The following is a 13036-nucleotide window of genomic DNA, read 5'->3' as shown; positions in this document are numbered from 1 at the left end:
AGGGTCATCGGGACGAATTGAGGGGGATTCTCCATCATGGCTTCCGCGACGCGGAGACGGCCCGCCGCGGCCTCCGCCTCCGCACCCCCGTCCGCGGCCCCGCCCGCGGGGTCCGGCTCCTCGGTCGCGCCGAGGCTCCAGGCCCGTCCCGGTCATTTCGGTTCGTTCCGATTGCAACAGCTCGTACTGGTCGAGGTGGCGGCGGCGCTGCTGCTCGTCGCCTGGGTCGTGGAGCCGATGCTGCTCGTCCCGGCGGGCGTGGTGGCCGTCGTGCTCGTCCTGCTGGCCGTGGTGCGCCGGCACCGGCGCTCGCTGCCCGAGTGGCTCGGCACCTTCCTCGCGCTGCGCGCCCGGACGCGCCGGGCCTCGTCGTTCACGGTGCCCGAGGGCACCGAGCCGGGGTTCGCGCCGATCATGGAGTGCGACCCGGCGCTGCGGACCCACACCTACAGCGACCGCGACCGGCGCCCGGTCGGCATGGTCGGGGACGGCACCTTCCTGACCGCGGTCCTGCGGGTCGAGTCGGACGGGACGGCGCTGCGCCCGGACCGCTCGGCACGGCCGCTGCCGGTCGGGATCGTCCGGGACGTGCTGAGCGTGGACGGCGTCCGGCTGGAGTCGGCGCAGATCGTGCAGCACACGCAGCCGGCGCCCGCGCCGCACCTGCCCGCGCAGTCGATGGCGGCGCGCAACTACGGGCCCCTCCAGGCGCAGACGGGTTCGCCCGCGGTGCGGATCACCTGGATCGCCCTCAAGCTCGACCCCGAGCTGTGCCCGGAGGCGGTCGCCGCGCGCGGCGGCGGCATGACGGGCGCGCAGAAGTGCGTGGTGCGCGCGGCGGACCAGCTGGCGAGCCGGCTCGCGGGCGCCGGGTTCCGGGCGAGCGTGCTGACCGAGCAGGAGCTCACCTCGGCGCTCGCCACGTCGAGCTGCGCGAGCCCGATGGCGATCGCGCAGGCGGGCCGGGGCCGGGCGCAGGAGCGGCGGACGCAGGAGACCGCCAGGACCTGGCGGGTGGACGACCGCCGGCACACGACGTACTGGGTGGGCCGCTGGCCCCAGTTGGGCGGCCGGAACGGCGGCGCGGGCGCGTCGATGCCGCAGCTGGTGGCCCTGCTGACCTCGCTGCCCGCGCTCGCGACGACGTTCAGCCTGACGCTGAGCGGCGGGGACCGGCAGGAGGTGACGGTGACCGGACACGTGCGGATCACCGGGCGCAGCGACGAGGAACTGGTGACCGCGCGGCACGAGTTGGAGCGCGCGGCGCGCGGGGTGAGGACGGGGCTCGTGCGACTGGACCGGGAACAGGTGCCCGGCGTCCTGGCGACGCTTCCGCTGGGGGGTGCGCGCTGATGTCCACCACCACGCCCCGGGGCGACCGGCCGGCCGCGGGCGCTTCGGGAGGGCCCGGCGCCTTCGGCGCGCAGTCGGCCTCCGGAACGTACGGCGGACAGCCCGCTTCCGGTACGTACGGCGGGCAGGCCGCTCCCGCCGCTCCCCTCCCCCGGCCCGCCGGGCGGAGCGGACGGCCCCGGTTCGGCTTCGGTCTCGTCGGGCCGCGCCGCGACCGGCACTCCGTGTCCGTGGAGCAACTCGACGCGCTGGCCCTGCCGGTGGGCGACGACGGCGTGGTGATCGGCGTCGACGCCGAGGGCCGCCCCGCCGTGCTCGGCATCAACCGGCCCGTCCCGTACGACGTCACCCTCATCGGCGGTCTGTGGACCGCCCAGGTCCTGGCGCTGCGGGCCGCCGCGACGGGCGCCCGGGTGGCGGTCGAGACCGGCCGCGCGCAGGCGTGGACGGCCCTGGCCCAGGCGGCGGGCGGCGGGCAGCCGTGCATCGCGCTGCACGACGTGGGCCGGGTGCCGCCGCAGGGCGCGTCGGCGGGCAGTCCGGTGGTCGTGGTGCGCGACTGCGGCATGCGGCCGCCGCGCGGCCGCGTCGTCTCGGCGCCCTGGCAGTCGGTGGTGACGCTGCTCCCCTATCTGAGCCCGGTCGCGCCCCGCCTCCTGGAGAAGTCCTCCCTGGTCGGGGTCCAGCGGGTGTCCCCGGACGAGGCGGACCGGATCGGCCGCATCATGAACCTGCCGCCCCAGGAGTACGGGGCGCTGTCCACGCTCGCGGACGGGGTGACCCTCTGGTGCACCCCGGACGACCGCCGGTTCGTGATGACGCAGGCGACGGACGCCGAGACCGGATTGTTGGGCGGCGCGCGCCGCATGGACTGAGCGGCGCCGACTCGCCCCCGTACGTCCCCTTTCCCCGTGGTTCGCGGGGTGGGGGTTCTCACTCTGCGGCGCGGTCGGGTCACTTGGGGGCCGGACCGGGCCGCGGGGACGGGCGGGGAGGGTCCGCCGGGCCTGCCCGGGGGTTGCCCGCGCCGATTAGGGTGGAAGGGCCCCGCCCACGACGGCACAAGGGTGCTCGACCACACCAGGAGGCAAAGTGAACGGCGATCGCGACGAGATCCACGGGGGTTGGAATCCGCCCGCCGACGATCAGTCCGACGCGGATCCCGCCGAGATGACGGGTGAGTTCACCATCGACTACACCCCGCCCGCCTGGTACACGCAGAACGCGCCGGGCGGTACGGGGGCGGGCGGTGCCACTCCCCCGCCGCCGAGCGGGGCGCCGGTCCCCGTGCCGGGCGTCCCGGCGGGCGGCGGCTTCGAGCCCCATTGGAGCCCGGCGCCGCCGGCCCCGCCGGTGGCTCCCGCGACTCCTGCGGCTTCCCTGTCTCCCGCGGCCCCGGCGGCTCCTGTCGCGCCGGAGTCGGCGCCGCCCTTCACACCCGCCACGCCCGCCGCCGTCCCGGGTGCTCCCGCCCCTGCGACCGGGACTCCGGCCGGAGGAACCCCGTCGGCGGGGATCCCGTCGGCGGCGGTGCCGCCGGTGGGTGGAGCCCCGGTGGGCGGGTCTCCCGTGGGCGGACCTCCCGTCGCCGGACCGGCGGCCCCGGTGCCGGGCGGCTCCGCTTTCCAGGAGCCCGCCGTTCCGGGCGGTTCGCTGCCGCACGGCTTCACGACCGGCGGTGCCGCGCCGAGCGCCTCCGCACCGGGTACGCCGCCGGCCGGCGGCGCCTCGTCCGACGGCTCGGCAGGCGAGCCCGCCGCCGCCTCCTTCGGGGACGGAGACGTGGAGAGCGGTGCCACCGTGCGCTTCTCCCCCGCCGCGCTCCGGCGCGAGTTCGCCGAGCGAGCGGAGGAGAACCGGAGCCCGGCGGCGGACGCAGCCACCGAGGGGGCGGACGCCCCCGCGAGCCCGGACGACGCTCCGGCTCCGGCTCCGGCTCCGGCCGGCACTTCGATCCCGACCGACGCCCCGATCCCGACCGACGCCCCGGTTCCGGCCGACGCCCCGGCCCGGGCCGAGGACGACGACGCCCCCGCGGGCTCCGGCGGGACCTCTTCCGACGAGACGCCTGACGCGACCTCCGCCGAGGGCCCCGAAGACGCCGGCGCCGCCGGGTCGTCCGCGACGGGCGGCAGCGACGGCGACGGCGCGCGGGACGCCGAGGAGCCGGTCGAGGCCCTCGCCGTCTCCGACGCCGCCCCGGGCCCCGAGGACCGTCCGGCCGGAGCCTCTACGGAGCCGGAGCCGGAGCCCGGGGCGGTGACCGGAGCGGAGGCCCCGGCCGACGCGCCCTCGCACGCTCCCGCCGCGCCGCTCCCGGCCGCCGACGCGCCACAGGGCTTCGGTCCCGGCCCGGCCGCCCCGTACCCCGGCGCCTTCCCCACCCCCGCGGGCCCGCCGCAGGCCGGGGCCGCGCCCGGACTGCCGCCGCTGCCGCCGTCGTTCCAGCCGGCCGCCCCCGGCCCTGCCCAGCAGTGGCCGGCGCAGCAGGTGCCCGCCCAGCAGGTGCCCCCGGCCGCGCCGCTGCCGCCCACCGCCGCCTGGCCGTCGCCCGCGTCCGCGCCCGCCGCACCCGGCCCCGTACCGCCGCAGGCGCAGGAGCCCGGCGGCTACGGCTACCCGCAGGCCCCGCAGCCTCCCCAGCCCGCGCCCCCGGCCCCGCAGCAGGGCGGTTACGGCTTCCCGCACCCGGGCACGCCTCCGCAGCAGCCCGGCTACGGCTACCCGCAACAGCCGCCCGGCGGTGTGCCGCCGCAGGCCCAGGAGCCGGGCGGCTACGGCTTCCCGCACCCCGGCGCCGTACCCCCGCAGGCCCACCAGCCCCAGCCCCAGCCCCCGTATGACGCGCAGCCGCCCGTCGACCCCCGGACCGGCGGCGCCTGGCCCTCGCCCGTGACGCACGACCAGCGGGAGCGGTCCGTGCCGGGCGCCCCGCTCGGGTACAACGCGGCCGTCGAGCTCTCCTCCGACCGGCTGCTGCGGAACAACAAGCAGAAGCCCAGGTCCAGCCGCACCCCCGGCGCCGCCTCCCGCTTCAAGCTCGGGGGCAAGAAGGAGGAGGCGGAGCGGCAGCGGAAGCTGGACCTGATCCGGACGCCGGTCCTCTCCTGCTACCGGATCGCGGTCATCTCGCTCAAGGGCGGCGTCGGCAAGACCACGACGACCACCGCGCTCGGCGCGACCCTGGCGACCGAGCGGCAGGACAAGATCCTGGCGATCGACGCCAACCCGGACGCCGGCACCCTCGGCCGCCGGGTGCGGCGCGAGACCGGGGCGACCATCCGCGACCTGGTGCAGGCGATCCCGTACCTGCACTCGTACATGGACATCCGCCGGTTCACCTCGCAGGCGCCCTCGGGGCTGGAGATCCTCGCCAACGACGTGGACCCGGCCGTCTCGACGACCTTCAACGACGAGGACTACCGGCGGGCGATCGACGTCCTGGGCAAGCAGTACCCGATCATCCTGACCGACTCGGGCACGGGCCTGCTCTACAGCGCCATGCGCGGGGTGCTCGACCTCGCCGACCAGCTCATCATCATCTCGACGCCCTCCGTGGACGGCGCCTCCAGCGCGTCGACCACCCTGGACTGGCTCTCCGCGCACGGCTACGCGGACCTGGTGCAGCGCTCCCTCACCGTCATCTCCGGCGTCCGCGAGACCGGCAAGATGATCAAGGTGGAGGACATCGTGCAGCACTTCCGGACCCGCTGCCGCGAGGTCGTGGTCGTGCCCTTCGACGAGCACCTGGCGGCCGGCGCCGAGGTCGACCTCGACATGATGCGGCCGAAGACCCGCGAGGCGTACTTCCACCTGTCGGCCCTGGTGGCCGAGGACTTCGTACGGGCGCAGCAGGCGCAGGGCCTGTGGACCGGCGACGGCCAGGGTGCGCTGCCCCCGCACATGGCGCCGCCGATGCCGGGCCAGCCGTACCCGGGGCAGCCCGGTCGGCCCGTCCCCGCCCAGCCCGCGCCCGGCCACTTCGCGCCGGGACAGCCGGGACAGCCCGAGCAGCCGGGACAGCCCGGCCGACCGGGGCAGTACGGCCAGTACGACCAGCCGGGACAGCCGGTGCCGGGCCAGTACGGCCAGCCCGGACAGCCGGTGCCGGGCGAGTACGGCCAGCCCGCGCCGGGCCGGTTCGCCCCCGGGCAGCCCGCCCCCGGCCAGCCGTACGCCCCCCGGGCCCCCCAGCCCGGTCAGCCCTACCCGCCGCAGGCGCACCCGGCCCCCGGACAGCCCGGACAGGACCCCGGTCCGATGCCCGACCGGTTCGCCCCGGCCCAGCCGCTGCCCGGTCAGTCGGCACCCGGCCACCCGGCACCCGGTCAGCCGTACGCGCCCCAGGCGCCGTACCCCGGTCAGCCCTACCCGCCGCAGCCCGGCCAGCCGGGCGCTCCGGGCGCTCCCGGCGTGCCCGCGGCCTGGCAGCAGCAGCCCGCTCCGGGACAGGTTCCGCCGCAGGAGCTTCCCGAGCAGCACCCCGGACAGCCACTGCCCCCGCAGGCGCCGCCAGCCCCTCAGCAGTAGGGCGTCACAGGAGTAGACCAATGAGGCCCCGTATCGGTCGTCCGATACGGGGCCTCATGGCGTTCCCGCAGCCCACAAGGGGTTTGAGTCATCGTTGACGACGGCAGACCACCGCTGATACACCTTCGCTTCACTCACCGTCAGTCCAAGATCCACGACAGAAACTCCGACGCGAGGTCACGTCCCATGGTCATGGTCACGAAGGTCCCAGCCCGCCCCGCCCCCGCCCGAAGAGCCCTCCGGATCCTGCTCGCCTCCGGTCTCGCCGCCACCTCGCTCGCCGTCGTCCCCGGCACCGCGCGGGCGGAGGACGACAAGGCCGGCGGCACCACGCTCACGGTGGCGGTCTCGCAGAGCATCGACTCGCTGAGTCCGTTCCTCGCGCAGAAGCTCACCTCGACGAGCATCCACCGCCTGGCCTACGAGTACCTGACGAACTACGACCCGAAGGACGCCCGTACGGTCCCGGGCCTGGCGACCGCGTGGAAGCCCTCCCCCGACAAGCTGACGTGGACGTACACGATCCGCGGGGACTCGCTCTGGTCGGACGGGACGCAGGCCACCGCCGAGGACGCGGCCTGGACCTTCAACAAGATGATGACCGACCCGAACGCCGCCACCGCCAACGGCAGCTTCACGGCCAACTTCGAGAAGGTCACCGCGCCCGATCCGCAGACGCTCGTCATCAGGCTGAAGAAGCCGCAGGCGACGATGACCGCGCTCGACGTGCCGATCGTGCCCAAGCACGTCTGGGAGAAGGTCGGCGACTTCTCGAAGTTCAACAACGACCAGCAGTTCCCCGTCGTGGGCAACGGGCCCTTCGTCATCACCGACTACAAGGTCGACCAGTACGTCAGGCTCAAGCCGAACAGGAAGTTCTGGCGGGGCGCGCCCAAGTTCGACGAGCTGGTCTTCAAGTACTACAAGGACGGGGACGCCGCCGTCGCCGCCCTCCAGAAGGGCGAGGTGTCCTTCGTGCCGAACCTGACGCCCGCCCAGGCCGACGCGCTGAAGGGCCAGAAGAACATCAAGGTCAACGACGCCCCCGGCCGCCGCTTCTTCGCCCTCGCCACCAACCCGGGCGCCAGGGCGCGGGACGGGAAGACGTTCGGCAACGGGCACAAGGCGCTGCTCGACCCGGCCGTGCGCAAGGCGCTCTTCCTCGCGGTCGACCGCGCCACCCTCGTCGACAAGGTCTTCCAGGGCCACGCCGTCGAGGGCGAGGGCTACGTCCCGCCCCGCTTCGGCTCGTACTTCTGGAAGCCCGACGGCGACCAGGAGCGGAGGTACGACCCGGAGGAGGCGGCACGGGTCCTGGACGCCGCCGGGTACCGGAAGAACGGCGAGGGCAAGCGGGTCGGCAAGGACGGGAGGCCGCTGGACTTCCGGATCCTGTGCCACGCCACCGACCCGAACGACAAGGCGGTCGGCAAGTACCTCCAGGAGTGGTGGGGCGAGCTCGGCGTCGGCCTGAAGGTCGAGTGTCTGGACAGCGTCTCGGACCCGTGGGTGAAGGGCGACTACGACCTCGCGTTCGACGGCTGGTCGGTCAACCCGGACCCGGACTACGTCCTCTCCATCCACACCTGCGGCGCCCTCCCGGCCACCCCGAAGGACAGCGGCGCCACCGACAACTTCATCTGCGACGAGGAGTTCGACCGGCTCTACGCGCAGCAGGCGGTGGAGTACGACACCGCCAAGCGGGCGGATCTGGTGAAGCGGATGCAGTCCCGCCTGTACGACACGGGGTACATGAACGTCATGGCCTATCCGAACGCCCTGGAGGCGTACCGCACGGACCAGATCGCGTCCATCACGACCATGCCCGAGGCCGCCGGGAACCTGTGGGGCCAGGACGGCTACTGGAGCTGGTGGTCGGCCGTGCCGGCGGCCTCGGCCCCGGGGGCCGGGAAGGACTCCTCGTCGGCCGGGATCTGGCTGGTCGTCGGCCCCGCCGCGGTCGTCCTCCTCGGCGCGGGCGTCTGGGCCGCCCGTCGCCGTCGCTCCACCGCCGACGACCGCGAGTAGTCCGTGACGACGACCAGCAGCACCCCCGCCGACGCGGTGCGGGCCGACCCGGCCCGCGCCGCGGACGGCGCGCCCCGCACCGGCGCCCCCTCCGGCTACCTCCGCCACGCGGCGGGGAAGCTGGGCGGCGCGCTCGTCTCGCTCTTCGCCGTGCTCGTCACCAGCTTCTTCCTGTTCCGGATCATCCCCGGCGACCCGGTGAGGGCGATGACCCACGGAATGCCCACCTCGGCCGAGCAACTGGCGACGCTGAGACGGCAGTTCGGGCTCGACCTGCCGCTCTGGCAGCAGTTCGCCGACTACTGCGCGAAGGCCCTGACGGGCGACCTCGGCACCTCGTTCCAGTTCCGGGCCCCCGTCGGGGAGCTGATCGGGGAGAAGCTGCCGGCGACGCTGCTGCTCACCGGGGTCGCCGTGGTGATCTACTCGGCGCTCGGGCTGTGGCTCGGCACCCGCTCGGCCTGGCGCCACGGCGGCCTCGGGGACAGGCTGAACACCGGGATCGCGCTGACCCTGTGGTCGGTGCCGTCCTTCTGGCTCGGGCTGCTCCTCATCATCGTCCTCTCAGTCGGCGCGGGCCCGATTCCGGGGCTCTTCCCGACCGGCGGCATGGAGTCGGGCACGGGCGAGACCGGTCTCGCGTACGTCCTGGACGTCGCCCACCACCTGGTCCTGCCGGTGGTGACCCTGGTGGCGGTCGGCTACGCGCAGACGCTGCTCGTGATGCGCTCCTCGCTCCTGGACGAGATGGGCGGCGACTACCTGACGACGGCGCGGGCGAAGGGGCTGCGCGACGACGTCGTGCGCCGCGGGCACGCCGTGCCGAACGCGCTGCTCCCGACCGTGACCATGATCTTCATCAACCTGGGCCACGTGGCGGCGGGGTCGATCCTGGTGGAGACGGTGTTCTCCTGGCCGGGGCTCGGCGGGCTCTTCTACCAGGCGCTCAGCGTGCCCGACCTGCCGCTGGTGCAGGGCCTGTTCGTGGTCTTCGCCGGAGCGATGATCCTGATGAACCTGCTCGCCGACCTGCTCTATCCGCTGCTCGATCCCCGGGTGGGCCGATGACCTCCTCCACGACCTCCGCGACGCCCGCGCCGGAACCCGCTCCGGAGCGCCTTCCGGCACCCGCCCCCAGGCCCCCGGCGCCCTCCCCCGAGCCCGCGCGGAAGGCGCCCTCGGCGGCCTCGCTCGCCCGGCAGCGCCGCAAGGCCTCGGCGGTCCGCTTCTGGAAGCGGTACCGCACCCACCGCGCCGGTCTGTACGGCCTCGCCGGGCTGGTCCTGATCGCGCTGCTCGCGCTCGCCGCCCCGCTGCTCGTCGGCGCGGACGTGCAGTCGGTGACGGCGGCGCCGGGCACCGCCCTGGAGTCCCCGAGCGCCGAGTTCCCGCTCGGCACCGACCAGTTCGGGCGCTCGCTGCTCGGGCTGCTGGTCTGGGGGGCGCGGATCTCGCTGGTCGTCGGTCTGCTCGCGGCGGCCCTCTCGGTCGCCATCGGCACCCTGGTCGGGGTCGTCGCCGGGCACTACGGCGGCTGGTTCTCGACCGTCGTCATGCGGATCACCGACTGGTTCCTGGTGATGCCGACGCTCGTCCTGGCGATCGTGCTCGCCACCGTGATGTCCCGCTCGATGTGGACGGTGGTCCTCGCGATCGGGGTGACCTCCTGGCCGACCACCGCCCGTCTGGTGCGGGCGCAGACCATCGCGGTGGAGTCGCGTCCGTACATCGAGCGGGCGACCGCGCTCGGCGGCGGCCACGGGCACGTCATGACCCGGCACGTGCTGCCGAACGTGATGCCGCTGGTGCTCGCGCAGACCACGCTCGGCATCTCGACCGCCATCCTCACCGAGGCCACCCTCGCCTTCCTCGGCCTGGGCGACCCGACGGTGGTCTCCTGGGGCGGGATGCTCCAGGACGCCCGCGAGGCCGGCGCCGTCTCCTCCGGGCACTGGTGGTACCTGGCCCCGCCCGGAATCGCGATCGCGCTGGTGGCGCTGGCCTTCACGCTGTGCGGCCGGGCCGTCGAGTCCGTGCTCAACCCGAAGCTGGGGGTGGGGCGATGAGCCTCCTGGAGGTACGGGACCTCAGGGTGACGTACGGGTCGGGCGCGGCGGCCGTGCCCGCCGTGCGCGGGGTCGACCTGACCCTGGCGGCGGGCACCAAGCTGGGCGTGGCCGGCGAGTCCGGCTGCGGCAAGTCCACGCTCGCGCTCGCGCTGCTCCGGCTGCTGCCGGCCTCGGCGCGCCTGGAGGGCGAGATCCTGCTCGACGGCGAGGACGTCCTCGCGATGTCGTGGGGGCGGCTGCGGGCCGTGCGCTGGGCGGGCGCGTCGATCGTCTTCCAGGGCGCGATGCACTCGCTGAACGCGGTGCACCGGATCGGGGACCAGATCGCGGAGCCGCTGCTCGTGCACGGCCGGGCGACCCCGGCGGCGGCCCGGAAGCGGGCCGGCGAACTGCTCGAACAGGTCGGCCTGCCCGCCGCCCGCGCCGCCGCGTACCCGCACGAGCTGTCCGGCGGGCAGCGGCAGCGCGTGATGATCGCGATGGCGCTCGCCTGCGATCCGCGGCTGATCGTCGCGGACGAGCCGACGACCGCCCTGGACGTGATGATCCAGGCGCAGATCCTGCGCCTGATCGAGGGCCTGGTCGCCGAGCAGTCGATCGGCCTCCTGATGATCAGCCACGACCTGGCGGTCCTCGCCGACACCTGCGACCGGCTCGCCGTGATGTACGCGGGCCGGATCGTCGAGGAGGGCCCGGCGCGGGAGGTGTACGAGGCGGCCGCGCACCCCTACGGGCGGGCGCTGTCCTCGGCGTTCCCGCGCATCGGCGACCCCGCCTCCCGGCGGGCGCCGCGCGGGCTGCCGGGCGATCCGCCGGACCCGGCCGACCTGCCGGGCGGCTGCGCCTTCCACCCGCGCTGCCCGGTGGCGGTGGACGTCTGCGGGGACCTCGACCTGGAACTGCGGGAGGCGGGCGCGGGGCGCCGGGCCGCCTGCGTGCACGTGGGGAGCGCTTCATGAGTACGGACACCTCCGCGCGCCCGGAGGCGGGAACGGCGACCGGGTCACTGCTCTCGGCCCGGGACCTGCGCGTGGTCTTCCCCGGGCGCCGTGGCGCGCCGCCCGCCCGGGCGGTGGACGGCGTGGACCTGGACGTCGGCGCGGGCGAGATCGTGGCGCTCGTCGGGGAGTCGGGCTGCGGCAAGACGACCCTGGCCCGCTCGCTGCTCGGCCTGGTCCGGCCCACGTCGGGCACGGTCGCCTTCGACGGGGCGCCGCTCGGGTACTCCTCCGGGGCCCTGAAGTCCTACCGGAAGCGGGCGCAGCTCGTCCTCCAGGACCCGAGCGGTTCGCTGAACCCCCGGCACACCGTGTACGACGCGGTGGCGGAGGGGCTGCGGATCCACGGGTACGCGGGGGACGAGCGGGCCGCCGTCGCCGGGGCCCTCGCGCGGGCCGGGCTGCGCCCGCCGGAGCGCTTCTTCCTGCGCTACCCGCACGAGCTGTCCGGCGGGCAGCGGCAGCGGGTGGTCATCGCGGGCGCGCTGGTCCTGGAGCCCGAACTGATCGTCGCGGACGAGCCGGTGGCCTCCCTGGACGCGTCCGTGCGGGGCGAGATCCTGGCCCTGCTGCTGCGGCTGCGCGACGAACTGGGCCTGTCGGCCCTGGTGGTGACGCACGATCTGGGGCTCGCGTGGAACATCGCGGACCGGGTGGCGGTGATGTACCTGGGCCGGATCGTGGAGACCGGCCCGGTGGAGACCGTCCTGACGGACCCGCGGCACCCCTACACGCGGGCGCTGCTCTCGGTGCTCCCGGAGTCCGGGGGGCCGCCGGTGGTGCTGACGGGCGAGCCCCCGGACCCGTCCCGGATCCCCTCCGGGTGCCGCTTCCACGCCCGCTGCCAGATCCTCGCCTCAGGCGCGGCGGCGGCGGTCGCGGAGCGGTGCCGGGGCGAGGACCCGCCGGTCCTGCCCGGCGGCGGGGCGGGCGCGGTGGCCTGCCACTGGGCGGGGAGCGGGAAGGCGGACTGACCGGTCCGGGAGCCCCGGACCCCGCGGGCCGGGCCCGGTCCGGGCGCCTCGGCCACGGCGGGTCGGACCCGCCCACGGCCCCCGACGGGTCAGACCTGCTCCGGGTGCTCCCGGTCGTACTCCCCGGTCAGCTCGCGGCAGCGCTTCACGTCGTCCGCCATCGCCAGGAGCAGGTCGTCCAGGGTGTCGAAGCGGAGCATCCCGCGCACGTACGCCAGGAAGTCGACGGCCACGTGCAGCCCGTAGAGGTCGAGGCCCTCGCGGTCGATCGCGTACGCCTCGACGGTCCGCTCGGTGCCGTCGAACTGCGGGTTGGTGCCGACCGAGATCGCCGCCGGCATCCGCTCGCCGTCGGCGGTCAGCCAGCCCGCGTAGACGCCGTCCGCCGGAATCGCGGTGTGCGGCAGGGTCTCGACGTTGGCGGTGGGGAAGCCGAGCTCGCGGCCGCGCTGGGCGCCGCGGACGACGACGCCCTCGACGCGGTGCGGGCGGCCGAGGATCTCGGCGGCCCCGGCCATGTCGCCCTCGGCGACCAGACGGCGGGTGAGGGTCGAGGAGAAGGGCTGGCCGCCGCCCGCGCTGCCGCTGACGTACAGGTCGACGACCTCGACCTCGTAGTCGTAGGTGGTGCCGAACTCGGCGAGGAAGGCGACGTTCCCGGCGGCCCGGTGGCCGAAGCGGAAGTTGGGGCCCTCGATGACGGCCTTGGCGTGCAGCTTGTCGACGAGCACCTTGACGATGAAGTCGGCCGGGGAGAGCTGGGAGAACTCGGCGGTGAACGGCAGCACGAGCACCGCGTCCACGCCGAGGCCGGCCATCAGCTCGGCGCGCCGGTGGTGCGGGGCGAGCAGCGGCGGGTGGCTGCCGGGGCGCACGACCTCGGAGGGGTGCGGGTCGAAGGTGACCACGACGGAGGGGACGCCGAGTTCGCGGGCGCGCTCGACGGCCCGCCCGACGATCAGCTGGTGCCCGCGGTGCACACCGTCGTAGGAGCCGATGGTGACGACGCTGCGCCCCCAGTCCTGGGGGATGTCCTCCAAGCCACGCCAGCGCTGCACTGTGACCGCTCCTCGTCCGCCTGTTC

The 13036-nt window shown here is 75.1% G+C and carries 9 protein-coding genes; 8 read left to right on the top strand and 1 reads right to left on the bottom strand.

Translation table 11 applies throughout. The annotated features are described in order from the left end of the window. Positions 1–36 precede the first annotated feature (36 nt). The 8 genes from eccE (at position 37) to ACIQKA_RS15600 (ending at position 11952) form a co-directional block, all read left to right on the top strand. Positions 37–1353 (top strand): type VII secretion protein EccE, encoded by a 1317-nt coding sequence (gene eccE, locus ACIQKA_RS15635; protein ID WP_390107175.1) that lies wholly within the window; start codon positions 37–39, stop codon positions 1351–1353. Then, entirely contained in the window at positions 1353–2228 is an 876-nt protein-coding gene (locus tag ACIQKA_RS15630; RefSeq protein WP_383434640.1) for a hypothetical protein, read from the top strand. Before eccE ends, ACIQKA_RS15630 begins: the two co-directional genes overlap by 1 nt. 217 nt (positions 2229–2445) lie before the next feature. Beyond that, the gene (locus tag ACIQKA_RS15625) at positions 2446–5883 is read left to right on the top strand and encodes an SCO5717 family growth-regulating ATPase (RefSeq protein WP_402541244.1); all 3438 of its coding nucleotides are present in this window, start codon (positions 2446–2448) and stop codon (positions 5881–5883) included. 192 nt (positions 5884–6075) lie between these two features. Further along, complete coding sequence (locus ACIQKA_RS15620) at positions 6076–7911, top strand: ABC transporter substrate-binding protein (RefSeq protein ID WP_402541272.1); 1836 nt, start codon at positions 6076–6078, stop codon at positions 7909–7911. Positions 7912–7914: 3 nt separating this feature from the next. Continuing rightward, positions 7915–8979 carry an ABC transporter permease gene (locus ACIQKA_RS15615; RefSeq protein WP_383434635.1) on the top strand — a complete coding sequence of 355 codons (1065 nt, stop codon included), beginning with the start codon at positions 7915–7917 and terminating at the stop codon, positions 8977–8979. After that, on the top strand, positions 8976–9977 hold the full coding sequence (locus ACIQKA_RS15610) for an ABC transporter permease (RefSeq protein ID WP_402541241.1): 1002 nt from the start codon (positions 8976–8978) through the stop codon (positions 9975–9977). Before ACIQKA_RS15615 ends, ACIQKA_RS15610 begins: the two co-directional genes overlap by 4 nt. Next, positions 9974–10939, top strand: a complete 966-nt coding sequence (locus ACIQKA_RS15605; protein WP_383152739.1) for an ABC transporter ATP-binding protein — start codon at positions 9974–9976, stop codon at positions 10937–10939. Before ACIQKA_RS15610 ends, ACIQKA_RS15605 begins: the two co-directional genes overlap by 4 nt. Next, positions 10936–11952 carry an ABC transporter ATP-binding protein gene (locus tag ACIQKA_RS15600; RefSeq protein WP_402541239.1) on the top strand — a complete coding sequence of 339 codons (1017 nt, stop codon included), beginning with the start codon at positions 10936–10938 and terminating at the stop codon, positions 11950–11952. The genes ACIQKA_RS15605 and ACIQKA_RS15600 overlap by 4 nt, the downstream gene beginning before the upstream one ends. An 89-nt stretch (positions 11953–12041) precedes the next feature. Here the strand turns inward: ACIQKA_RS15600 and ACIQKA_RS15595 are convergent, their stop codons facing one another. Further along, on the bottom strand, positions 12042–13010 hold the full coding sequence (locus ACIQKA_RS15595; RefSeq protein ID WP_383446289.1) for a bifunctional riboflavin kinase/FAD synthetase: 969 nt from the start codon (positions 13008–13010) through the stop codon (positions 12042–12044). Between the last annotated feature and the right edge of the window lie 26 nt (positions 13011–13036).

This window comes from Streptomyces sp. NPDC092045, assembly GCF_044756005.1.
Taxonomy (GTDB): Bacteria; Actinomycetota; Actinomycetes; order Streptomycetales; family Streptomycetaceae; genus Streptomyces.
Note: the sequence above shows the minus strand (reverse complement) of the source record. Positions and strands in the feature narration are given on the sequence as shown.